The organism is Pseudoalteromonas arabiensis (genome assembly GCF_001550155.1).
Lineage (GTDB): Bacteria > Pseudomonadota > Gammaproteobacteria > Enterobacterales > Alteromonadaceae > Pseudoalteromonas > Pseudoalteromonas arabiensis.
The window spans coordinates 532,271-556,400 of record NZ_LRUF01000024.1; the positions used below are offsets into that span (position 1 = coordinate 532,271).

Consider the following 24,130-nt stretch of genomic DNA (forward strand, 5'->3'; position numbering starts at 1 on the left):
CAGGTTGAAAATATGTCTAACTTAAACACTGCAAATCGCAGTAACTTGCGAACTTTGTTTACCTTTTTCGTTCCTTCACTTATCGGTGTCTTTTTGTTTATGACGCCAGTGCCTATAGGTGAAGCAATGACTATTCCTATTGCTGTAATGGCAAAGGGAGTTCAGCAATGGATAGCACCATTCGCATTAGGTTTAATAACCACCATTGTATGTATAACGGGTATGCTTTCTTTAACTATTAAACTATTTCAGCCTAAAGTGCTTTTAAAGGTGTTTGTAATCAAGCATTTGTTTGATGTGAGTTGGCTGTGGCTCAGTGTGCGTCTATTCGGAATGGTGTTCATTCTACTGACCTATACCCAGTATGGGCCCGAAATGATTACTTCTAAAAATACGGGAGCTCTAGTTCTAAATGATCTACTTCCTGTGTTGTTTTCTGTGTTTATATTGGCAGGATTGTTACTTCCTTTGTTATTAAATTTTGGTCTGTTAGAGCTTGTCGGCACGTTATTGACTAAAGTGATGCGACCATTATTTGGCGTGCCAGGACGCAGTGCGGTTAATTGTGTAGCGTCTTGGCTAGGCGATGGTAGCGTGGGGATTTTGATGACCGCACGCCAATATGAAGATAAACATTACACTCAACGTGAAGCGGCGATTATCGGCACCACCTTTTCTGCCGTATCAATCACTTTTTGTTTAGTTGTTATTGGCCAAGTTAAATTAGAGCATTTATTTGCCCCGTTCTATTTGACTGTGTGTTTAGCAGGTTTTGTTGCTGCACTTATCGTGCCTCGCTTGCCGCCTTTGCGTTTTAAGAAAGATTTATATGTTGATGGTACTCAACCTGATGAGCACGCAGAAGCAGTGCCAGAAGGAAAAACACTGATAACTCACTCGCTTGATGTTGCACTTGCAAAGGCAAGAACAGCACCTGGTTTCGTTGGTACTTTAAAAGAGGGGATTCATAATGCCCTTGATATGGTGTTTGCTGTGTTACCTGTGGTGATGGCAGTAGGTACATTTGCGCTTATTATTGCGGAATATACGCCAATTTTTGAGTATATGGGTAAACCATTTGTGCCATTTTTAGAGTTATTGCAAGTGCCAGAGGCAGAAGCCGCTGCACAGACTATCATGGTGGGGTTTGCTGATATGTTTATTCCGTCTATTTTAGCCGCGGGTAGTATTGAAAGTGATGTAACGCGTTTCATTATTGCGGCAATGAGTGTGACACAATTAATCTATATGTCTGAAGTAGGTGCCTTACTACTAGGTAGCAAAATTCCTGTGAATATCGTTGAGCTGTTCTTAATATTTATTTTAAGAACCTTAGTGACACTGCCTGTTATCGTTTTAATGGCTCATTGGTTAGTCTGATTGAGTCTTTAGGTATTATTATAAAGCCCTGATAGTTAATCAGGGCTTTTTTGATCTGAATCATCATCGTTTTGTGGTTTTTTAAAATCCATTTTTGCAGCGTGTTTTAATAAGGCGAGGTTACCAATAACAACGCCGAAAACCGCAACAACAATTGCAATTTTTTGCCATGTTTCCATGCTCAAACCCAACTAGTTAATTTTGATCAATAGTAGCACTTAAAAGCGTTTGGCATAAGACAGAGATATAAAATCAAGGCCAGGGTTTGGGCTTTTGAAGCCTGCATTAGAATAATGTAAGTATCTTAGTGCTAAACTAGTATTATCACCTAAGTCTGCGACGAGCCCTAACCTATCTTCAAATTGGTAGTGAGTGCTAACGTTCTTACCTGCAAAATGGGTGTCATCTAACAAAGAGACGCCAATCCCGAACTCCACTGAAATAGGGATGTTTTTAACATTAAAAACAGGATATTGAATAACAGGAGACATGGCTAAAACAAGGTTAGTTTGATGGTTGTTTTCTTTACCATATTGCCAAATATTAAAGCTTGATTCGAAGTAGAGGCGTGCATGTTGAAAAGGGAGTTTCTCTTGGGGGATGTGATATTGATAGGCAAGTTTTACCCCTTTTACATCTCCTTCGCCTTGAATATAGTCTATGGCATAACCATGATTTGAATTTGCAAAAGCAGGCGCTGTTAAACTAGCTGTTATAACGAATGTTAGGGCGTTTAAAATGTGTGTAGTTTTCATATCGGGACTTCTCATAGTGACTATGAGCATGTAAATAGGGGTGGCCAAGGGGGCTTTTCAATGTGCAAAAATACACACCTACTGTGCACTTACTTAGTTTTTTTAGCAATTAACTGAAAACTAAAACAAAAATCGATTGGTGCGGATTTGGCATTAAAAAGGTGTCGGATTGTTTCTTTTTATTTGGGGCTAATATCGGTATATTGGCTCAAATTTTCAACGGTAAGTGCACATCATGACCAAATTAATTAACGCCTTTTTACTTGTTACTGCGCTATTTGCTTCAAGTGTCTTTGCTAGCCAACTGAATTCTCCAAAACAGTTGTTAGAGTCAGTGACCGCTGACTTATTTGTAGACATTGCAAGTGTAAACGCAAAAGGTGATGCAAGCTCACAAGCCATGGCGGACATTGTTGAGAAACGTTTGCTACCGCATATGGATATTAAGTTTGTTTCATATAAGTTACTTGGCAAGCATATTAAAGGGTTGCGCCGTGAACAAGCTGTTAGCTTTATTTCAGCGGTTGAGCATTATTTAACTGTTACTTATGCTGGTGCGTTAATGAAATACACAGGTCAAAAAGTTATCTTTGATCAAGCCCAATTAGTAGATGGTGACTACGCGACCGTTAAAACACAAATTGTGGATGAGAATGCGCCAACTATAGACCTTCATTTTAAGCTACGCCAGAGTAAGAATAAGCAATGGAAAGTGTACGATATCGTTGCTGAAGGGATTTCTTTACTGAGTGCTAAGCAAAAAGAGGTTTTGCAACGTATCAGCCAAGTTGGTATTGACGAAGTTACTCAAGAATTAGCCAGCAAATAGGCTTAGACCTAGACTTACATTCAAGGCATATGTTAGTAAGTCTAGGTTTATTTAGTCTCCAACCAAGCAGTCAGTATATCCATGTGCTGCTGCTTTTCTATTTTCTTTAAAAATCACTGACTTTACGCTAGCACCTGTTAACCTCTGTGGTAGAATTAAGACACTTTTCTTCTTACCTTAGTATCATTAGATACTGTTTTTATTGGTCGTGATATTAAGCGCAGTGTCAGTTAAATTTTGGCATAATTTGCAGCTTAATAAGACATCTAATAATGTGCAGCGGAGTTGTGTTTTTTTAATGGAAAATGTACTGATTTGGCCAAAGGAATACCCGTTACTGATCAAAGGATTAGTTGAACAAAATGGGGCCTATATTTTAGATGCTTTAGAAGCTTGGCCTGCATGCCATTCTACCAATGAAGACGATGGTGTATGCACCACTGTATTACCTCCTATTTATTATCTCTCTTGGCTTACACCTCTTGAGCCATTTGAGGAGTGTTATTTTCAGCATATTTCTGAGTTTGATGAAGCTGCGCAGCATTATATTAATGCGATGAAGTCGCACTTTTATGAAAATGATTACACCCCTGAAACGCTTGTATTGATGCTTTGCCAACGTTTAGAGCAGTATGCGAGTGCATTTGCGCAATCTGCGGTTAAAACCCCAATTACACTCATTCGCCAATTATTTAACCGCCGCTATTTTACTGTTATTGAACATGTTTTAAGTCAAGGTGCGAAAATGTCCGCGGACGATGTACTAGTTCTGTGGACGGAAGTTGATTTCAGAGAGCGTTTCAGTGGTTTTATACCTGATTCAGTCACTGATCTTGAACAGTTAACAGAGCTTGCCGCAGAAAAAGTCGCCCTAGGTGAAGATTATTTCACGTTATTAAAATTAGTCTCGCCGGATGTTGATTCAGCTTCGCTTCTTGAACAAGCATTGTTAGCTCACTTAAGCCATGAGAATGCTAAGCAAACAATGGCGAAACGCTTTATTGAGCAAGGAGCAACGGGCACTTTAGCAGATGACAACGGCAAAACAGCATTTATGTGGGCTACAGAGAAGGGCTATGTCAATGTTGTTGAGACTTTACTGGAGCATCAAGATAAAACGATTCAAGATATAAAAGGCAATACGGCATTACATTATGCAGTGCTTGCTGAGAATGAACCATTATTGGTCTTACTCCTCAAACAAGGCTTTGATTATCGCGTACGCAATAACGATGGTTTAAGCTGTTATCGTCTCGCGGTGAGTATAAAAGCAGATAGTCTTGTAAAATGTCTTGAGCGTGAATTTGGCATTAAAGAACTATCACCTGAGGGGCAATTTGATCGTGTTAAGAAAGTGCACTTACTCCACGCAATTGTTACCTTGTTGCTGCCAATGCAGTTATTCTTCTTTTTTGACGACAGTATTGCAATAAAAAGTGAATTAACACTGAGCTTTACTTTGGTGGCTATTTTGTGTTTCTTTTTTGCAACTAGCTTAAAGCGTTGTGCGCTTTATCCACATTTACGTCACCCTTGGGGCTTATTCTTACTGAGGTTATTCTCATTGTTTAGCTTGATTGCTCAAGTGGGCTTAGCCAGTATCGTTGCGTTAGCAACTTTATCCGAACTGGTTTAAATAAAAACGGCAACTTATAGTTGCCGTTTTTATTTGTAACTGTGTTAAACACATAGTGTGATTATTTGTCGTGCTCGTGGGCTGCTTTTTCCTCAGCAAGCTCTTCTTTGAGTTTACGTATTTTTAACCCTAACTCCTGCCCACGATGGCGTGCATAATATGTGCAACCAATAAACATGAGGCTAGCAAAAGTTAACTCTAACAGCACCCAAATGAGCTGATCTTGGGCGACCCACAGTAGTGTAAAGCCATGAATAAAATAGAACATGACAATAAAATTAGCCCACGCATATGTGTAGGGTTTGTCTTGAATAATCCCTTTTAATGGTAGGAGTAATGGCACTATATAAACAACAAATATAAAGGCATTACTATGGCCTTCCCTAGGAGCAATTAGAAATAACCAAATAGGCATTAAAATTAATAAGCCAATGTAACCTGTTAATGCAAATCGCTGAAAACGTTTTGTAATCGGTTTTTTGGCAATAGGGGGGTTTACTTCTGAGTTTGTGCTCATTGTAGTTTACTCGCAATCTGCGCCAAACGTTTTCCAACACTGTGGCAAATTTTCATTTCATCTTTACTGAGAACATTACTATTGTTAGTGCCAGCAACATGTGTTGCACCGTATGGGGTTCCGCCTGTCTCTGTGCTCAGTAATTCGGGCACATCATATGGAACGCCTAGTAACATCATGCCATGGTGTAATAAAGGTAATGATAAGTTAAGTAAGGTTGCTTCGTTACCACCATGCATACTGCTTGATGACGAAAAAACGCAGGCTGGTTTATCGATCAGTTGTCCTTTTAGCCACAGATCACTGGTGGTTTCCCAGAAGCTTTTCGCTTGCGATGCCATCATACCAAAACGGGTAGGGGTGCCAAAGGCGAGACCATCACAGTGAATAAGGTCGTCTTTGCTTATGACAATATCGTGAGCTTGGCGTTTAACAAAGGTGCGCAGTAAGGCTGTTGCACCTTGCTGTTCAATTGACTCTGCAATTTCGTGGGCCATGGCTTCTACAGAGCCATGACTTGAGTGGTATAACACAACAATGTTAAGTGACATTAAAGTACGCTTAATACGTTTTCAGGTGGACGACCAAGCGCAGCTTTATTATTGTGCTCTACAATAGGACGCTCGATTAATTTAGGGTTTGCCGCCATCGCCGCAATTAGCTTGCCTTCGTCTTGTTCGTTTTTAAGCTCAAGCTCTTTGTAGATGTCTTCTTTTGTGCGCATTAATTCACGTGCAGAGGTGAAGCCAAGTTGCGTTACTAACGTGGCAATCTGTTGCTCATCAAGAGGTGTTTTTAAATACTCAACCACATTAGGTTGGACGTTATTACTTTCTAAAAGGGCAAGCGTTTCACGTGATTTTGAACAACGCGGATTATGATAAATAGTCACAGACATGGAGTGTTCTCTAATTTAATAATTTAGCTTATTTTAGGGTAAGCAAGGCGAGACTTAAAGTCTCGCTAGCTCTTTTTGTAGTTGACGATATTGTGTAAGCAATGCTTTTAAACGTTGCTGCTTCACTAGCTCTTCTGGCTCGACGAAATTTAATGCTTTTTGAATTTCGTCAGCTGCTTTTAAGTAGGCACCGTATTGCGCTAAAACATCAGCATGTGCTTCATGATACGCCGCTAAGTTTTTTTGCTTTTTATAAACGTTAGCAATCAATTCTTTACCTAAATTATGGTCAGGCTTAGCAAGTAAAAAAGTCTTTAAAACTTGCTCCGCAACATCGTATTGCTCAGCCTCAATAGCCGCATTTGCATAGTTGAGGGTTATAACTTGATTATTTGGTCTATCAATATTTAATTTTGCTAAATAGTCTACGGCTTCATCAGCTTTGCCTTGCGCAATAAGCAGATCAGTGTGGGTATCGATATAAAATAAGTTTTTAGGATCTTTTTTGCGTAATGGCTCAAGTACACTGGCAGCTTCGTCGAGTTTTTTCTGATCTAATAAGCTAATCCCTAAACCATATTTTAGAGCAGTATCGCCATACGCGGTGTTTTCACGCATTAATTTTCGAAAGAGGTCCTCAGCAGCTTCAGACTTTTGATAATAGCGAGCAATAACACGACTTTTTGCTAAATTGAATTCTAAGCTATCTGAGAAATGCTTTTTAGGGTATTGCTCAGCTCTTAAGCGTACATCAGAGACACGGCTTTCGGGTAATGGGTGAGTAAGCAAAAAAGCAGGGGGCTTGTATTTGTAACGGATTTGCGCAGCTAGTTTAGTTAAAAACTCGCTTGATTGGCGTGGATCAAAGCCGGCATTGTTAAGGGTCTGCATGCCAATGCGGTCAGCTTCTTGCTCTGCAGCACGACTGTGAGTGAGTTGGCTAAATGCGGCTTGTGTTTGGTTTGCCGAAATAATCGCAATACCTGCATCAGGTGAGACAACCGTTGCCAGAATACCAGCAATCATACCTGCAATTGTTAAAGCGCTATTGTCTTGTTGTTGTTGGAGTCGACGCGCTAAATGACGTTGTGTTACGTGCGCTATCTCATGGCCCAACACTGACGCAAATTGGCTTTCGTTATCAGCTTGCGCAATAAGTCCAGTGTGAACACCAACATGGCCACCATAGAATGCAAATGCATTAATCTCAGAGTTATTAATCCAGAAAAAAGAAAACGGAAAACGTACATCGTTGGCATTTGCAACTAAGCGACGACCTAAAGTTGTGAGATACTCGTCAAGTACAGGATCATTAACAACAGGTGATGATCCTCGAATTTGCATCATCATTACTTCACCAATTGCTTGCTCTTTTTCAATCGGAAGTGCTTGCAGTGCCGAGGTGCCTAAATCGGGAAGTTTAAAATTTGTTTGTGCCTTTAACGGCTCACTGTGCAAAACCACGAGTGTGAGTAACGCACTGCACAGTGTTATAAAGGCTGATTTAAATCGCATTTTATTCCTTTTTGATCTGCTCACCAAGCATGATTTTAGCAAGGTCTATTTCGTCGCTACATGCACGGCTATCTTTTTCACATAATTGATAGAAATCTTTTATTGTGACTCCACCTAGCTTAACAACGTTCAACTCTCGTTGTAAAAAAGTTATGATTTTATGCACAACCTTATGCGCGTGAAGAATAAGGGCTTTGTCGGCTTTATCGCCACGCTCAAAGTAAAAGGCAATGAATTTGTGTAGCTGATTTATGCGAATAAGGTTTTTCATTGTGATCGGATCCCATACCTTAAACTCCATAAAGCGGTTACCTTTGACATATTGATCAACAAGTGAATCTTTGGCATATGGCGAAGCCCATAACTCAAAACCACGCTCAGTAAAGCTTTGATGTAACGCTATTCTGGGTTTGTTTTCGCAAACAATTTCACCTAAATTGGTTACGTGCCCATCAAGTGTATCAAGATTCCAATTGCTTGTATCAATAAGGCGCTTCACTGCATTATCAAAACCATGGTTTAAAATCCCCTCAGATTCACTCACAGAGGATGCAATCATGTGATAAAACGGAGGTAGCTCCCCCCAGTTAATCTGCTTTTTATACCAATTTATTTCTTTAAGAGTTGGATTAGCAGGTAATTGCGCTTTATTATGCGTGCCAGGCATTAGGTTTCCTTTACTACCAGTTATTAAATAAGGATAAACTATTGTTTTGCGTGTTTTAAGAAAAAAATGAATTTAGATTCATTCTATTGATCTGATTTTGGTATATGCATAGGGCTTATACCAATTGTTCATAGTTATTACGGGATAGTCTCGTTATGTTGAGATGTGATTTGAGGCCGTTTAAGTGCCCGCAACAATTTGTTCAGTTTAAATTAGGACTAAAAAAGGCACAATTAGCGAAACAAACAGTCATTTTTGCATTTGATGTTGCCCATTCAAATCATGATATGCTGCGTTTTTTAGATAAACATCATTATCAATATAGACTTGACCTAAATTTAGGCGAATTAACAGTGGAGCCTGTTTGTGTTTGAATACGTTAAAGCTTGGTACGAAAATAAGTTTTCTGATCCTCACTCAGTGACGCTGTTATTACTTTTAATAGCAACAGTTGCACTGTTTTATTTCTTTGGTTCATTAATTGTTCCTGTACTTGTAGCATTGGTGATTGCATATTTGCTTGATTGGCCTGTTGTGCATTTAGAAAAGTTCGGCTTAAAACGTTTTACGGCCACTGTGCTGGTGATGCTGGTGTTTAGTGGCTTAATGTTGATGATCATTATTGGTATGGGCCCTGTTTTATGGCAGCAAACAAGTAATTTAGTGCAAGAAGCCCCGTACATGGTCGAGCAAGGAAAGGCCTTCTTAATGCATTTACCTGATGACTACCCCAATTTGATTACAACAGATCAAGTTAAGTCTATTGTCAGTAGTGTAGAGACCAAGGTGATTGAATTTGGCCAAGTTGTTTTATCTGCCTCGCTTACTTCTTTAAAAGATGTGGCGGCATGGTTGATCTATCTTATTTTAGTACCACTGTTAGTTTTCTTTATGCTTAAAGATAAACAAGATCTTATCAAAAGTGCTGAGCGTTTAATCCCTAAGCAACGTCGTTTAATCCTGCAAGTATGGCAAGAGATGAATCAGCAGATTATGAATTATATTCGTGGAAAAGTGTTCGAAATTCTAATTGTAGGTACGGCCTCCTTTATTGCTTTTGCTGTGCTTGATTTACGCTACGCGGCATTACTCAGTGTATTAGTTGGTCTATCGGTGCTTATTCCGTTTGTGGGCGCTGCATTGGTAACCATTCCTGTGGCGGCTGTGGCCTTGTTTCAATTTGGATTAGAGACCCAATTTTGGACCATATTGATAATCTACGGCATTATTCAAGCGCTCGATGGCAATGTGCTGGTCCCTTTATTGTTCTCTGAAGCCGTTGACTTAAACCCTGTGTTTATCATTGTTGCAGTGCTGTTCTTTGGTGGGCTTTGGGGGTTTTGGGGAGTATTCTTTGCTATTCCTTTAGCATCACTTGTTAAAGCTCTGATAAATGCTTGGTCGAGCAAGCAAGAGAATTTGATCGAAAGCCAATAGCTCAGCCAATTCTTTAGCATTAAAAAGTATAGAAAACGCACTTTACTGCTTAATTGATTATTACTCTTATACACGGTAAAAATGTAAAATACGTTATAAGATATATCTTTTAGTAATATGGTGCGTTTAATGGCTAACTTTTTTTTCTCCGATGATATAAATCAGCAAATCTATTTAGATGCAAATGCAACGACACCTGTACTTCCTGAAATTGCTGATGTTGTCTCTCATACAATGCAAGTTTGCTTTGGAAATCCGTCAAGTTCTCACATTACTGGTATTCAAGCTAAGCATTTGCTGGAACAGACTCGCCGTAAAGCCCGTGATGTAATTGGGGCGACCGATGGCGACATTTTGTTTACTTCAGGTGCAACAGAAGGTATTCAGACGGCTGTCGTATCGACTTTAATTGCCGCAAAACATCATAAAATAGATAACCCTGTATTGCTCTATGGTGCAACAGAGCATAAAGCAGTTCCTAATACGCTTAAGCACTGGAATACAGTGCTAGATATCAATGCTGAAGTTCTTGCTATCCCCGTTGATAAAAATGGCATTTTAGATCATGAGTTTATTGCTAGTCATGCCTCGCGAGCGTTAATGATTTGCACTATGGCAGTGAATAATGAAACCGGTGTGTTCCAAGACCTAACAGCAATTGAAAAAGTGATCCGCAGTAAAAATACGGATGTTGCTTGGATGGTAGATTGTGTACAAGCACTAGGAAAAACGGACTTATCACTCAGTAAAACGACAATTGATTACGCACCATTCTCAGGTCACAAGCTATATGCACCAAAAGGGATAGGTGTTTTGTATATTCGCAAGGGCAGTGCATATACGCCATTTATTGCTGGAGGTGGCCAAGAAAGTGGCATGCGCTCAGGCACAGAAAACTTACCAGGTATTGCAGGATTAAATAAACTTTTTTCATTGTTGTTAGATAAAGAAGACGATGTTTTTAAACCTATTGAGCTGCTAGATGCTTATCGTAAGCAGTTACATGCAGCATTAGTGGATACTTTTGGTGACATTACATTTAACCATCGCTTTTCATGCTCAGTACCCACAACACTAAACTTTGCAGTTAATGAGTTAACAAGCAAAGAGGTGATGGATTTATTTGATGCCGCGGGTATTCGTGTCAGTGGTGGGTCTGCATGTAGCTCGGGAGCGAATCGTAGTTTTGTTCTTGATTCTATGGGTGCATCTGATTGGCAAAGTGAGAATGCCATTCGTATGTCGTTTGGTCCAGCAGCAAGCCAGCAAGAAATTGATTATGCATGCGAGAAAATTCGTTCATTAAAACCGATTCTTGAAGCAAACTGTTTAGTTGTTTCAGACAGTACAACACCCCAACATGAGGTGTGTGCGATTGGTCTAACTCAATTAAGACATCAAGCTGCGTGCTGCTGGTTATATGTTGATAGTAACAAGCATGCGGTGATTATCGATCCTATTATTGAACTTATTCCGCGTTTAGCAAAAATGGTTGCGACACAAGGATTAACAGTTCTCGCTATTTTAGACACCCATCAACATCAAGAACGACTTTCTGCACGATGTTTATTAAGTAAAGAATTGGCTGAACACTGTATTGCTGGTGAAGTCGATGAACTAGGCTGGCCGATTAAGGCGGAACAGATTGAACTAACCGATATGTGTTTGAGCAAAGTTGCAACACCAGGGCACAGCCAAGACAGTGTTAGTTATTTGCTCAAAGATAACAAAACTAAGGCCATTAGTTATTGTTTTTGTGGAGACTTAATTTTACCCGGTGGGTTAGGTAATACTTCACTTGAAGGTGGTGATGCCGCTCAGATGGCTCAGTCATTAAAGTATATTGCAAATACCATAGATGATAAAACAGTGATTTGCTCTGGCCATGATTATCAGCAGTGCTTTGCAATGGATTGGCATGCACAGCAGGCGACAAATCCGCTATTAAGCCGGTTGCTCAATGAGCAGATTTCTGACGCCGAGTTTATTGAACTAAAGCAACAAAACGATCAGCAAAAACAAGCTGTAAATCATAGCTTGTGCGGCTATGTAGATACATTAGAAAGCCCGCCCACGAAGCAGTTAACATCAACAGAAGCAAAAGCAATGCTTTGCCAAAAGGACACCTATCTAATCGATACGCGCGAGCCTTATGAGCATAGTGTGGTTGATATCGCAGAGCAGTTTAAGATTGATGATTCTCACGTTATTAATATTCCACTTAGCCGCATGGCTAATGAGATTATGCAGGGGCATCTAAATAAATGTAATTGTTATATCTTAATATGTCGTAGTGGGAATCGCTCAAAACAAGCTGCTAAGAACCTATCTCAGTTAGGTTTTGAGAATGTCTATAACCTTGATGGTGGGTTAGCTTTATTGTAGCGAACAATACCAACTTCCAATAATACTTAATCATTTAATTAAGCAAGTTGGTATAAGAAAGCCGCATGTTAATGCGGCTTTTTCGTAACAGTATTGAATCGTTAGGTTTTTGGCCCTGAACTTTCACGAACAACTAATGACGGGGTAAATGTCGTGATGATCTCTTTGTCTTGGTTCCGTGCTCCTCGTGTCTTTCTAAATAATAGGCGAGCAGCGTGCTGAGATATAACATCATTGGCTTGATGAGCTGTTGTCAGCTTTGGCCATGTTTGACGCGAGAAAGGCGAGTCTTCGAATCCTGTAATAGACAATTGCTCAGGGATTTCAATTCCCATTAAACGTGAAGCAAATAAAGCACCAGCTGCCATTTCATCGTTTCCGCCTAAAAGAGCCGTTATTTGTAGCGGGTTATCGGTTCCCAAGAGTGCTTTCGCACCTTCAACACCTGACTCGAACGAATATTGGCCTTCGTAGATTAACTCATCATTTAGGGCAATATTGTGATCTTTTAATGCTGCTTGATACCCTTCTAAACGTTCAGTTGTTGATTTATGCTCTTTGTCACCACATAAAAAGCCAATATGAGTATGGCCTAGTGATAATAGGTGAGAGGTAATTTCGTAAGCGGCCTCGTAGTCATTAACAAAGATGCAGGTATCTTGCTCTTCATCAGTAGGACGGCCAGATAACACACGAACATAATGAATCCCCATTTCATCGAGCATATCAATAATACTACTTTGTTCAGATAAAGGAGGGGTCAAGACTAAACCAGCCAAGCGAGAACGCTTAATCATGGTTTTAAAATCATCTTCCATGTTGCTGTCTAGGTAATTACATGGATGGATAACCAGCTCATAGCCTTCTTCCTTGCAGCGTGATAAAACACCATTTTGCATATCGATAACATAATATGCATTAGGGTTGTCATAGACTAAGCCTACAGTGAAAGAAGATGTTCCGGCAAGGTTACGAGCTGCTAAGTTCGGTTGGTAGTTAAGCGTATTAACAGCGTCCATGACGATATCGTAGGTTTTTTTTCTAACCGATGGCTCTTTATTTATGACTCGCGACACGGTTTTCATGGAAACCCCCGCAAGCTTAGCTACATCATTTATTGTTACTTTCATACTGTTACTTTATAGTTAGTTTAAATTGTATTATAATAATACTGAAAGATGGTTAGCCCATGCACTTTAATTCTTAATAAATACATTAATATTTAATATAAGTTGTTTAGTGTATCGAATGTTCAAACAAATTAGCAGTAAAATAATTGAGATAATTTTTATGATACCGGTGTCAAAAGAGAAAAATTGCGCTATTATCTCGACTATAAAATGTAAAAGTAGGACATTGACAGCGTTGTCATTTTAACTTAGTGTTAACCAACTTCGTGTTTTTAATTGCTGTCTTTATTCATTTTTAATTAAAAAGATAGTTACATATCAAATTGTTGCAAGTTTTTTAGGGGATTTCATTTATGAGCAACCGTTCGCAGTTAGCTAGTTGGCAAGCATTGAGTGACAGTGCAAAAAAGATGAAACAAATTCATCTTAAAGATTTATTCGCCAATGACAGCTCGCGCTTCGAGCAGTTTTCCGCTCAAATCCCAGGTGTTTTATTTGATTATTCAAAGCAACATATAGATAAAACAGTATTCGAGCAGCTGATTGCACTAGCGAATGAATGTGATATCAGCTCATGGCGTGAAAAAATGTTCACCGGTGAAAAAATTAATATCACCGAAGATCGCGCCGTACTTCATACTGCATTGCGTAACCGCGCTAATACACCTGTTATGGTTGATGGCGATAATGTAACGAATGACGTTAACAACGAACTCGCAAAAATGAAGCAGTTCGTTAATAAGGTTCGCAGTGGTGAGTGGTTAGGTTACACAGGTAAGGCCGTAAAAGATGTTGTGGCCATTGGTGTTGGCGGCTCAAACTTAGGCCCACAAATGGCCACTGAGGCACTTGCAGCCTATGCCGATGACACATTGAAAGTTCATTATGTTTCAAATGTTGATGGCGTACAGATTGCCTCTGTATTAAAAGAGTTAAGTGCTGAAACAACGCTTTTTGTTATTTCATCAAAAACATTTACAACATCTGAAACCATGACCAATGCAAAGTCAGCGGTTGAATGGTTTTTACAATCGGCGCAAGCACAAGAGTACATTGCCAAACACTTTGTAGCTGTGAGCACTAATTTAGAAAAGACAGCCGCGTTTGGAATTGCAGATGAAAACGTATTCACAATGTGGGATTGGGTCGGTGGTCGCTTTTCGCTGTGGAGTGCGATAGGATTACCAATCGCATTGTATTTAGGCTTCGAAGCGTTTGAAGAGATCCTTGAAGGTGCGTTTGAAGTTGATGAACATTTCAAGTCGGCTAAATTTGAACAAAACGTACCGCTATTAATGGCGCTATTAAGTGTTTGGAATACCAGCTTTTTAGGTCATACATCGCAAGCAATCTTACCGTACGACCAAGCATTGCATATGTTACCTGCTTATTTACAGCAAGGTGAAATGGAAAGTAACGGTAAACATGTAAACTTTGCTGGCGAAACAGTACCTTATACGACAGTGCCTATTATTTGGGGTATGACTGGTATAAATGGTCAGCACGCATTTTATCAATGTTTGCACCAAGGTAATGTAATTGTGCCTGCTGATTTTATTGCGTCTATTGAGCCGCAAGTGAATGTTGGCAAGCATCATGATATTTTATTATCAAACTTTTTTGCTCAAACAGAAGCCATGATGGCAGGCGTTGATGCAGAGCAAGTAACGGCTGATTTAACCGCGAAAGGTAAATCGGAAGCCGAAATTGCAGAATTACTGAATCATAAGATTCACCAAGGCAACCGCCCAACCACGTCAATGCTACTGGACAAAGTGGATGCAAAAACAGTGGGTCGTTTAATTGCACTTTATGAGCACAAGATCTTCTGCCAAGGGATTATCTTAGAGATTTGCTCATTCGACCAATGGGGTGTTGAACTAGGTAAAGGACTTGCCTCTAAAATTGAAGCTGAACTATTTGATGACGCAGTGAGTCACCCACACGATAGCTCAACCAATGGACTGATCGCTTACTATAAAGCACATCGTAAGCAGTAAAAGATTCGCAGCATTAGCTGTAAACCAAATACCTTTGAACGGGTAGCGCTGGAGTTCTTAGGGCCTGTATTTTTGTGAGAGGATTTACAGAGCCCCTAAGACTCATTTACTTCAGCCAAAATAAGAACAATGAGTAAGCTACTTACATAAATTCAATAGGCTTTGTTAAATGTTTTAAACATCGCCAATCATCCAAACAACAATTCGCATTGCCACACTGCATGAAGTGAAGACATGGCATTGCCAATGTAGAGAGTGATATATGCTAAATCCATTTGATATCGTAATTTTTGGGGGCGGTGGCGATCTTGCGTTACGCAAATTACTACCTGCAATGTATCGCGCTTATCAAGAAGGCAACCTGCCTCAAGGTTCTCGCATTCTCCCTACGGTACGTGACCAAAGTAAGCGAGAAGAGTACATCGAAACAGCAGATAAAGCGTTACAAGAGTTTCTTGGCAAGGGTGAATATAACGCCAAAGACTGGAAAGCGTTTTCTGCTTACTTAGTGCCTGTTGTGACTAATGTTACAGAAGCGGATGCTGATTGGGATAAGTTAAAAGACATTTTAGATGAGCATGAAGCGGACAAGTCTCGTGTATTTTACCTGTCATTACCGCCAGCAGTGTACGGTAGTTGTTGTGAGATTTTATCATCGAAAGGCCTGATCACAGACACATCGCGTGTGGTTGTTGAAAAGCCGATTGGTTACTGTGGAAAATCCGCAGAAGAAATTAATGCAAAAATTGCCGAGTATTTTACTGAGGAACAGATTTTCCGAATCGACCATTACCTTGGTAAAGAGACGGTACAAAACTTAATGGCACTGCGTTTTTCAAACTCATTGTTTGAAAATCTTTGGGATGCTAAGTCGATTGATAATATCCAAATCAGTCTATCAGAGACAGTGGGCCTTGAAAGCCGTGCTGGCTTCTACGATAAAGCGGGTGCACTTCGTGATATGGTGCAAAACCACTTATTACAGCTGCTTTGTCTTGTTGCAATGGAGTCGCCAAACAAATTAACAGCCAATAGTATTCGCACAGAAAAACTAAAAGTGCTTGAATCACTGCGTCCGCTTGTTGCGGAAGACGTTGATGCAAATATTGTTCGAGGCCAATATGTACCTGGTAATTTAGATGGCAAAATCGTGCCAGGCTACTTAGAAGAATTAAACGAGGGCGCAAGTAAAACAGAAACATTTGTTGCTATTCGTGCACACATTGATAACTGGCGTTGGGCAGGTGTTCCTTTCTATCTTCGTACTGGTAAACGTATGAAAAAGCGTTGTGCTGAAATTGTTGTTGAGTATAAAAAAGTTTCTCACAATGTATACAGCGATAACGTTGGCAATATTGAGCCAAACCGCTTAGTGATCCGCCTGCAACCAGAAGAAACAATTCAATTAACGCTTATGTCAAAGCGTCTTGATAATTTAGAAATGCAGTTAGAGCCTGTGACAATGAATATTGAGTTGTCTCAAGCATACAGTAATGGTTTCCATTCTGATGCATACAAACGTTTAATGCTTGATGCGGCTGCTAATAACCCATCACTATTTATCCACCGCGATGAAGTTCGCCAAGCTTGGAAGTGGATTGATCCAATTATCGAACGTTGGCAAGAAAAAGGCGCTCCCTCGTTATACCGTGCAGGTAGCTGGGGTCCCGAAGATGCTGATGAATTACTAGATGAAAATAACCATGTATGGTTTAACACTGGCGATAAGGCGTAAATACGATGGCAACAATTGTTGAAAAATTCTTTGCGACTAAAGATGAGTTAACAGCTGAGCTTTCTTCAAGTTTAGAGCAAAGTTTAGTATCAGGCATTAAACAAGATGGCCGTGCAGTATTAATGGTATCTGGTGGTTCGTCACCGGCACCTGCGTATGAACACTTATCTAACCTTGAGCTTGATTGGGCAAATATTGATGTTGCTATGGTTGATGAGCGTTGGGTTGATGCATCACATGAAAAAAGTAATGAAGCATTTATCAAAAGTACGTTATTACAAAACCAAGGCGCGGCAGCTAACTTCATTACGATGAAAAATAGCGCAGCGACTGCAAAAAAGGGCGTTGCTGAATGTGAAGCAGCATACCAATCTTTAAAGCGTCCTTTTGATGTAACAATTTTAGGTATGGGGCCAGATGGCCATACTGCTTCTCTTTTTCCACATGCTGAAGGTTTAGAGCATGGTTTAGCTACAAATGATTTAGTTTGCGCTATTAATGCTATTGAAAGTGATGTTACAGGTAAGATAACTGAGCGTATGACATTAACACTTGCTGCAATTGCTGATTCTAAAGTGGTCAAGTTATTAATCAGTGGCGAAGAAAAGCTTGAAGTGTATAAACAAGCAAAGCAGGGCGGGGCTGTTGCAGACATGCCTTTACGCGCTGTTTTGAATCACCCAACAATTAATATTGAAGTTTATTGGGCTCCATAATTACTTGTTTTAAAAACATTAAACGAAAGCGAGCTTGAGGCTCGCTTTTTTATTTAAATAAGGAACAAAAAGCATTAGACATTAAATAATATGCTCGTTATAATTTAAAAATGACAACGCTGTCATTGGTATTGATTTTTATTCTCAACCCCTTGACGCTTTCTGCCCAGAAAAAGTTAAATAAAATTTATCAATGTTGGCGTGGTTATAAAAATACACCTTAATTCAAAACTAATTGATTGTTAGTTAAGCCTTTTTTTATAACTTTTGGTTATGGCTAATAATTAACCTCTGGAAAGTAAAGCTTACAAAAATTGCTTAAAATAGGTGCTTTGTACCTAAAAACTCTCAACTATGCTTTTCATATACTTTAAATCTCATGTTATATTTGCGCCGTTTAAATGTAACAATTCTTAAATGCTCAATATTAAATTTCATTAATTTCAATATCTTAATTATTTTGTTGTAAATTTTTTGCACAAAACAGCCAAAAAGATGTAGCACAAATGTAATTTAGAGTGTATGGTTTGTTACTAGATGACAGCGTTGTCATCATCACTGGGCAGAAGTGATATAAAACCAACAAAATGATTCAAGGGGAATCCTGTGTTAGCTAAAAATTTTAAGAAAAGCTTATTAGCAGTTAATATCGGTCTTGTAATGAGTGCCGGATTCACTGGTGCTGCCTATGCAGCAGATGAAACAAAAGTTCAAGAGGACGTTGAAGTTATTGAAGTTCGCGGTATTCGCCGTTCACTTGAAGCGTCAATGAATACTAAACGCTTTGCTGACAGCGTTGTCGATGCTGTTTCTGCAGAAGATGTAGGTAAGTTTCCTGATGGTGACGTAGGTGAAGCGCTTGGCCGTATTTCGGGCGTTGCAGTTAACCGTCAGTTTGGTCAAGGCCAGCAAGTATCGATCCGTGGTGCATCTAGCCAACTTACACGTACTCTTTTAAACGGTCAAACAGTGGCATCAACTGGTTGGTACGACCAACAGTCTATCGACCGTAGCTTTAACTACACTCTATTACCACCTGAGCTTGTAGGTGAAATCCAGGTTTATAAATCGTCACAAGCTGACATCGTTGAAGGTGGTGTAGGTGGTACTGTTATTGTTAATACACGCAAACCACTAGACCTTGATGCTGGTACTACTTTCTTAAGTGCTAAAGCAGATTACGGTACTATTTCTGAAGAAACTGACCCGCAAATTTCAGGTTTATTTAGCTGGAAAAATGATGAAGAAACATTCGGTGTTCTAGGTTCAGTTTCATGGGCAGAAACGAACTATCAACGTAATGGTATTGAGTCACTAATTGGCTGGGGTGACATTGTTCCAACCACTTTCCAACAAGAGCGTGAGCGTACAGCATTAAATGCTACATTCCAGTATCGCCCAACTGAAAATCTAGAATTAGGCTTGAATATCATGAGCCTAGAGTTAGATGCAAACAACGCAAATACCTCAAACTTCGTGATGTTCCCTGATGATAAAGATGCAGCGTGTGAGCAAACGAATGCATCAGGAACGTGTACTTTCTACCGTCGTACTGGCGAAGGTGCAAATCCAGGTTGGGTACAAACATGGGCGCGTATTGCGAGCATGACATCAGATACAGCTGATTTTAGCCTTAAATATGAAGGTGAAAACTTCACATTAAAAGGTCGTTTCGGTACTACTGAATCAGAAGGTGGTACAGACTTAACAGCGAACTACGGTAACTTCATTGGTTTACCCTCTGATTATGCGGGTACGTATGATGCAACTGGCGAAGTAATTAAAATTGATATCAATAATAAATACTTTGAACCATCAGATTTTACAGGTCCACTTTCTCCAGCTGGTTGGTCACTTAAGAAACAGCCTAATACAGATGAAGAAACCTATGCACAGTTAGACCTTACCTTCCCAGTAGATTTTGGTGCGATTACAGCTATCAAAACAGGTTTCCGCTGGGCTGATCACGAAGTTAAACAAGAAACTTACTCAACGACACTAACAGATGTATTACCTACAGGTGATGGTGAAACATACTTCTCAGGTACTATGTCTTCAGGTGCAGGTTTTACTCTACCTGAGCCAGACTTTGATAGAATGATTACAGATGCTCGTGCCGCAATTGTAAGCTTTGATAACGACTCAGATGTGTATCGTTCAGGCTATGGTACAATTGAAGAAGAAAACTTTGCTGTGTATGCAATGGCAGAATTCTCTGCAGAATCTATTCGTGGTAACTTTGGCTTACGCTATATTTCTACAGATGCTGAATCTGACTACTATGGCTTTGCCAACGGTACTTATGAAAGCACATTAAGCACAGATAAAGCGAGCTATAACGATATTCTACCAAGCATTAACATTGCTTTTGATATCGCTGAAGATGTGATTCTACGTACTTCTGCAGCACAGGTTATTGCACGTCCTAACTATACCGATATGTTCTCTGCGTCTTCATTTGCAGGTTATTCAGATGGCACAGCAGGTAACGAAGTATTAACAAAAGGTAATGTGGGTCTTAACCCATTCAAAGCAACTCAGGCCGATTTAGGCATCGAGTGGTACTTTGATGGTGATGGCATGGTAAGTGCGACGTACTTCTTTAAAGACATCACTTCATTTGTTACATCTAGTCAAATCTTAAACCAACAGATTGGTGTATTTGACCCTGATACGCAAGGTGATAACTGGACTCTTTCAACTAAGTTGAATGCAACAGGCGGTCAAATTGAAGGTATCGAGCTACAAATTCAAGATGGTTTTGACAGTGGTTTTGGTTACTCAGTTAACTATACGTTTGTAGATGCACCGTCTGAGGCTGAAAATTACCCAGATCAAATTCCTCTATTCTCTGATTCATCTGAGCATACAGTAAACTTAGTGGGTTACTATGAAACAGATACTTACTCAGCGCGTTTAGCTTATAACTGGCGTTCAGAGTACATGATTCGTGAGCTTCCTGGTTTCTATGGTAACCGTGAGCACCAATCATACGGTACATTAGATTTCAGCGCGAACTACAGTGTAACTGAGAATATTGATGTAACATTTGAAGCTGTTAACTTAACTGAAGAAGACAGCATTCAAATTGGTGTTGCACCAAGCGATGCTGAAGTGGTTCCAGAACTTCGTAATGGCTACCCAGCATGGAGCTTTGAAGGTGAAGCACGCTACAAGCTAGGTGTTACGCTTCGTTTCTAATTTTAATTAGATAACGAATCTATTAAAGCCCAGTTTGTACTGGGCTTTTTTGTGAGTAAATGAAAGCGAGTTAATAATGATAAAGAAAATCGCAATTGTTGGTGGCGGAACCGCAGGCTGGTTAGCTGCTAACCATTTAGGGCAGTCTCTGCAAGGAAGTAACATTGAGATTACTTTAATAGAATCACCGACTATTCCTACAATCGGTGTTGGCGAAGGTACAGTGCCTTCAATGCGTAACTCATTACAAAAGTTTGGTATTAGCGAAAGCGATTTTATTAATGAATGTGATGTGACATTTAAGCAATCAATTAAGTTTGTTAATTGGTTGGATAAAACAAAACATGGCAGTAATTTTTATCATCATTTGTTTGATCATCCTCATATTTTCGGTGAGCAACTAACAGATGCTTGGCTTGCTGCAAATGAGTCGTCTGACTATGCTTCGTTTGTTTCAAAGCAGCACTTATGTTGTGAAAAAAACTTAGCACCCAAGACGATTACTACCCCAGAATTTATGGGTGTTAATGGCTATGCTTATCATTTTGACGCCAAAAAATTTGCTGCATTTTTAAGTCGTCATGCAGAGCAATCTTTTTCTGTAAAACATCATTTTGCAGATATAAAAGATGTTGTAGTAGATGATGCAGGCTACATAACACACTTAGTTGATGAAGATGATGTGGCAATGGCATTTGACTTTGTTATTGATTGCACCGGTTTTTCTGCAGCAATTCTTGGCAACAAGCTGGGAGTTGAGTTCTTAGATAAGTCAGATTGCCTACTAACAGACACTGCGATCACTCTACAAGTTCCTACCTCGCCAGATGATGAAATTCCTCCCTATACAATTGCAACCGCGCACCAAGCAGGCTGGATTTGGGATATTGCCCTCACACAGCGAAGAGGTGTTGGTTTTGTGTATTCATCTAAATATATGACTGAACAACAAGCGTTAGACAAATTACACACATATTTAGGTGAAAAGTTTAACCATCTAACTCCCAGAAAAATCCCCATGAAAGTAGGGCGAAGGGAAAAAATGTGGCATAAAAACTGTGTCGCCATTGGTCTATCGCAAGGATTTGTAGAACCACTCGAAGCCACTGCAATTTTAATCGCTGACTTTTCTGCAAACCTACTAGCAAAGCGTTTTCCTCGCTGTAAAGCGGATATTGCATTAGTGATTGATGACTACAATCGCCATGTTAATTACGTGTGGGAGCAGACGTTTGATTTTATAAAAATGCATTACTGTATTTCAGACAGAACTGATTCTGAGTTCTGGATTGATAACCGTAAAGATGAGCAATTATCACAGCAATTGAAAAATAACTTAGCGCGTTGGCAAAGATTTGCGCCAAATAGAGAAGACTTTGCAAGTAAATTTGATTTGTTCGACCTTGAGAATTACTTGTATGTATTGTTTGGCATGCGTTACCTTCCTGCATCAGACACACTAAATACTGTGCGCGGTTTTGAGCAATTAACGTCGTTAAAGCAACAGCGAGTTAATCAGTTGTTAGGTGAGCTTCCAACACACAGAGCGCTGCTCGAGAAAATTAAAAAGTTTGGAATGCAAAAACAGTAAACAGCAAATAAGTGGCTTTTAATTAACAAGCCACTTATTCAATTCTAAAAAACGATGAAATAGAGAGTCGACTATTTTTAATATCTTGGCTATATGGTAGGTTGTTTTTTAAGGCCGCACTATGAAGCAGGTTGCTTTTATAAAGTACCACACGGTTTGGTTTTGCCTCTATATCAATAATTTTTTCAAATAGCTCAGTACTTTCATCTAAATAGCCTTGATGTGTACTTTCATGTTGTTGTACGTTTTTGATTATATCGTGGACGATATTTTGATTTTCAGCGGTAATTTTAATTGTATTTGTTGGTTTGTATTTATAAATACCTGTACCACCCCATTCTTTACTTGATAAATAATGTACAGCAGCATAGGTTTTATCATCTGTTGAATCAATATGTGGCATGCGCTGCATGACATGTAATTCATTAGCAGATTGCGTTACAACCGAGAGCTTACATTTATGCAAATAGAGATTGTTATTTCCAGAATCTATAACACCTTCCGTTATTAAGCTTTGCAGTAGTTGTTCAAACACTCGGTAATAAGGGGCTGGCATTTCGTCGCGTTTACCAGGGTACAAGGTGCCATCTGTGCCGATAGGTTGAAAGTATGCGACGTTTGATGCGAAATGATAAACACCTTGAAGATGGCTTAAAAAATCATCAATAATAATGATGTTTTCATCAATACTTTCAATATTGATTACCTGCACTTTATAGTTTTTATTTAATTGATAACTTTCCATTTAAATGCTCAGTAAATTCCTCATCATTAATGAATATACTAACAAAAATAATTAGTTAGAGGCGAGGGGATTTTGCCTTAATTTACCGCTTTTCTAGGCTGTTTTTTAACCGTTGTTGAGTAATTATTTGTGTTAAAAAATAATGTACAATCTGCCACAAAATTTTCACTTCCTTTTTGTGTCTAAAACCGATAGGCTTTGGGCACTAACAGCAAAACATATATAAAATTATAATGGAGCAGTATCATGGCGGAGCAACAAGTACAGCCTTTACATAACGAAAAACATGCCAACACTAAAATTCAAAACGGCATCCATGTCGAGTTCATGAAATCTCAGCATTTAGTTCCTGTGGTTGCCCACGAATTTGCACGTATCGCAAATGAATTTCCAATGGCTTTTGTTAAAAACAATGAATCAGGTCAATTCCAAGCTGTTGCGATCTTTGGTCTAGAGCCAGGCGAAAACTTATTTATCGAAGATGACAAGTGGACAGCCGCTTTCGCACCTATGGCGATGACACGTTATCCTCTTGGTCTAGTAAAACACCCTGAGGGTGACCAATTTGGTATCGTTATTGACGAAGCAAGCCCACTTGTAAGTGAAGAAACGGGTAATGCACTTTTCGAAAATGGTGAAGAGACTGAATACCTTAAACGTCGTAAAGAAGCACTTGTTTCTTTCATCGAGTTTTCTCAAGTAACAGACGCATTCACTAAGTTCTTAGCTGATAAAGAGCTTTTAGTTGCGCAAACATTAACTGTAGATATCAAAGGTGAGAAAAAGGACATCAGTGGTATTTACCTTGTAGATGAGAAAAAGTTAAACGCATTAAGCGATGAAGAGTTCCTTGAGCTTCGTAAGCGTGGCTATTTAGCGCCTATCTACTCATTCTTAACGTCTACTCATCAAGTAGCACGTCTGGCACGTTTAAAAGCTGCTAAAGCATAATTTTAAACAGCTAAAGAAAAGCGCCATTTGGCGCTTTTTTTA

20 protein-coding genes are annotated in these 24,130 nt (G+C 39.4%); 11 read left to right on the forward strand and 9 right to left on the reverse strand.

Annotation, left to right across the window (positions count from 1 at the left end):
* Positions 1-12: 12 nt before the first annotated feature.
* Positions 13-1,380, forward strand: coding sequence for a YjiH family protein (locus tag PAARA_RS15645; protein ID WP_062569927.1), 1,368 nt, complete (start codon positions 13-15; stop codon positions 1,378-1,380).
* 35 nt (positions 1,381-1,415) lie between these two features.
* Here PAARA_RS15645 and PAARA_RS20440 read toward each other — a convergent pair whose 3' ends face one another.
* Together PAARA_RS20440 and PAARA_RS15650 are read right to left on the reverse strand one after the other, a co-directional pair.
* Positions 1,416-1,559 carry a DUF2897 family protein gene (locus PAARA_RS20440; protein ID WP_083515332.1) on the reverse strand — a complete coding sequence of 48 codons (144 nt, stop codon included), beginning with the start codon at positions 1,557-1,559 and terminating at the stop codon, positions 1,416-1,418.
* Between the two features lie 39 nt (positions 1,560-1,598).
* Complete coding sequence (locus tag PAARA_RS15650; RefSeq protein ID WP_062569928.1) at positions 1,599-2,135, reverse strand: acyloxyacyl hydrolase; 537 nt, start codon at positions 2,133-2,135, stop codon at positions 1,599-1,601.
* A 235-nt stretch (positions 2,136-2,370) separates the two neighbouring features.
* Between PAARA_RS15650 and PAARA_RS15655 the strand changes: the two genes are divergently transcribed.
* Positions 2,371-2,964 (forward strand): MlaC/ttg2D family ABC transporter substrate-binding protein, encoded by a 594-nt coding sequence (locus PAARA_RS15655; protein WP_062569929.1) that lies wholly within the window; start codon positions 2,371-2,373, stop codon positions 2,962-2,964.
* Between the two features lie 298 nt (positions 2,965-3,262).
* Positions 3,263-4,600 (forward strand): ankyrin repeat domain-containing protein, encoded by a 1,338-nt coding sequence (locus tag PAARA_RS15660; RefSeq protein ID WP_062569930.1) that lies wholly within the window; start codon positions 3,263-3,265, stop codon positions 4,598-4,600.
* Between the two features lie 61 nt (positions 4,601-4,661).
* On the opposite strand, the gene PAARA_RS15665 is transcribed toward PAARA_RS15660, so the two are convergent.
* From PAARA_RS15665 to PAARA_RS15685, 5 genes are read right to left on the reverse strand one after another with little or no spacing between them, the layout of a single operon-like run.
* Entirely contained in the window at positions 4,662-5,117 is a 456-nt protein-coding gene (locus PAARA_RS15665) for a DUF2069 domain-containing protein (protein ID WP_062569931.1), read from the reverse strand.
* Positions 5,114-5,668 (reverse strand): NAD(P)H:quinone oxidoreductase, encoded by a 555-nt coding sequence (gene wrbA / locus PAARA_RS15670; RefSeq protein WP_062569932.1) that lies wholly within the window; start codon positions 5,666-5,668, stop codon positions 5,114-5,116. Before wrbA ends, PAARA_RS15665 begins: the two co-directional genes overlap by 4 nt.
* Complete coding sequence (arsC, locus tag PAARA_RS15675; RefSeq protein WP_062569933.1) at positions 5,668-6,015, reverse strand: arsenate reductase (glutaredoxin); 348 nt, start codon at positions 6,013-6,015, stop codon at positions 5,668-5,670. Before arsC ends, wrbA begins: the two co-directional genes overlap by 1 nt.
* A gap of 54 nt (positions 6,016-6,069) precedes the next feature.
* The gene (gene bepA, locus PAARA_RS15680) at positions 6,070-7,530 is read right to left on the reverse strand and encodes a beta-barrel assembly-enhancing protease (protein ID WP_062569934.1); all 1,461 of its coding nucleotides are present in this window, start codon (positions 7,528-7,530) and stop codon (positions 6,070-6,072) included.
* Position 7,531: 1 nt separating this feature from the next.
* Positions 7,532-8,197: a hypothetical protein gene (locus PAARA_RS15685; protein ID WP_062569935.1), complete on the reverse strand. Its 666-nt coding sequence runs from the start codon at positions 8,195-8,197 to the stop codon at positions 7,532-7,534.
* A 366-nt stretch (positions 8,198-8,563) separates the two neighbouring features.
* Here PAARA_RS15685 and PAARA_RS15695 point away from each other — a divergent pair, with 366 nt between their 5' ends.
* Together PAARA_RS15695 and PAARA_RS15700 are read left to right on the forward strand one after the other, a co-directional pair.
* Entirely contained in the window at positions 8,564-9,634 is a 1,071-nt protein-coding gene (locus PAARA_RS15695; RefSeq protein WP_062569937.1) for an AI-2E family transporter, read from the forward strand.
* 129 nt (positions 9,635-9,763) lie between these two features.
* A complete protein-coding gene (locus PAARA_RS15700; RefSeq protein ID WP_062569938.1) occupies positions 9,764-12,019 on the forward strand; it encodes an aminotransferase class V-fold PLP-dependent enzyme in 2,256 nt (751 codons plus the stop codon).
* Between the two features lie 101 nt (positions 12,020-12,120).
* Here the strand turns inward: PAARA_RS15700 and PAARA_RS15705 are convergent, their stop codons facing one another.
* Positions 12,121-13,149, reverse strand: coding sequence for a LacI family DNA-binding transcriptional regulator (locus tag PAARA_RS15705; protein WP_062569939.1), 1,029 nt, complete (start codon positions 13,147-13,149; stop codon positions 12,121-12,123).
* A gap of 353 nt (positions 13,150-13,502) precedes the next feature.
* Here PAARA_RS15705 and pgi point away from each other — a divergent pair, with 353 nt between their 5' ends.
* From pgi to PAARA_RS15730, 5 genes are all read left to right on the forward strand, one after another.
* Positions 13,503-15,149, forward strand: a complete 1,647-nt coding sequence (gene pgi / locus PAARA_RS15710; protein ID WP_062569940.1) for a glucose-6-phosphate isomerase — start codon at positions 13,503-13,505, stop codon at positions 15,147-15,149.
* A 262-nt stretch (positions 15,150-15,411) separates the two neighbouring features.
* Positions 15,412-16,884 carry a glucose-6-phosphate dehydrogenase gene (gene zwf / locus PAARA_RS15715; RefSeq protein WP_062569941.1) on the forward strand — a complete coding sequence of 491 codons (1,473 nt, stop codon included), beginning with the start codon at positions 15,412-15,414 and terminating at the stop codon, positions 16,882-16,884.
* Between the two features lie 5 nt (positions 16,885-16,889).
* The gene (gene pgl / locus PAARA_RS15720) at positions 16,890-17,600 is read left to right on the forward strand and encodes a 6-phosphogluconolactonase (RefSeq protein WP_062569942.1); all 711 of its coding nucleotides are present in this window, start codon (positions 16,890-16,892) and stop codon (positions 17,598-17,600) included.
* Positions 17,601-18,206: 606 nt separating this feature from the next.
* Entirely contained in the window at positions 18,207-20,801 is a 2,595-nt protein-coding gene (locus PAARA_RS15725) for a TonB-dependent receptor (protein WP_157066218.1), read from the forward strand.
* Between the two features lie 76 nt (positions 20,802-20,877).
* A complete protein-coding gene (locus tag PAARA_RS15730; RefSeq protein ID WP_405128028.1) occupies positions 20,878-22,392 on the forward strand; it encodes a tryptophan halogenase family protein in 1,515 nt (504 codons plus the stop codon).
* A 34-nt stretch (positions 22,393-22,426) separates the two neighbouring features.
* Here the strand turns inward: PAARA_RS15730 and PAARA_RS15735 are convergent, their stop codons facing one another.
* Positions 22,427-23,137, reverse strand: a complete 711-nt coding sequence (locus tag PAARA_RS15735; protein WP_062569944.1) for a DUF6445 family protein — start codon at positions 23,135-23,137, stop codon at positions 22,427-22,429.
* A gap of 246 nt (positions 23,138-23,383) precedes the next feature.
* Here PAARA_RS15735 and PAARA_RS15740 point away from each other — a divergent pair, with 246 nt between their 5' ends.
* Positions 23,384-24,088, forward strand: a complete 705-nt coding sequence (locus PAARA_RS15740; protein ID WP_062569945.1) for a SapC family protein — start codon at positions 23,384-23,386, stop codon at positions 24,086-24,088.
* Positions 24,089-24,130 lie beyond the last annotated feature (42 nt).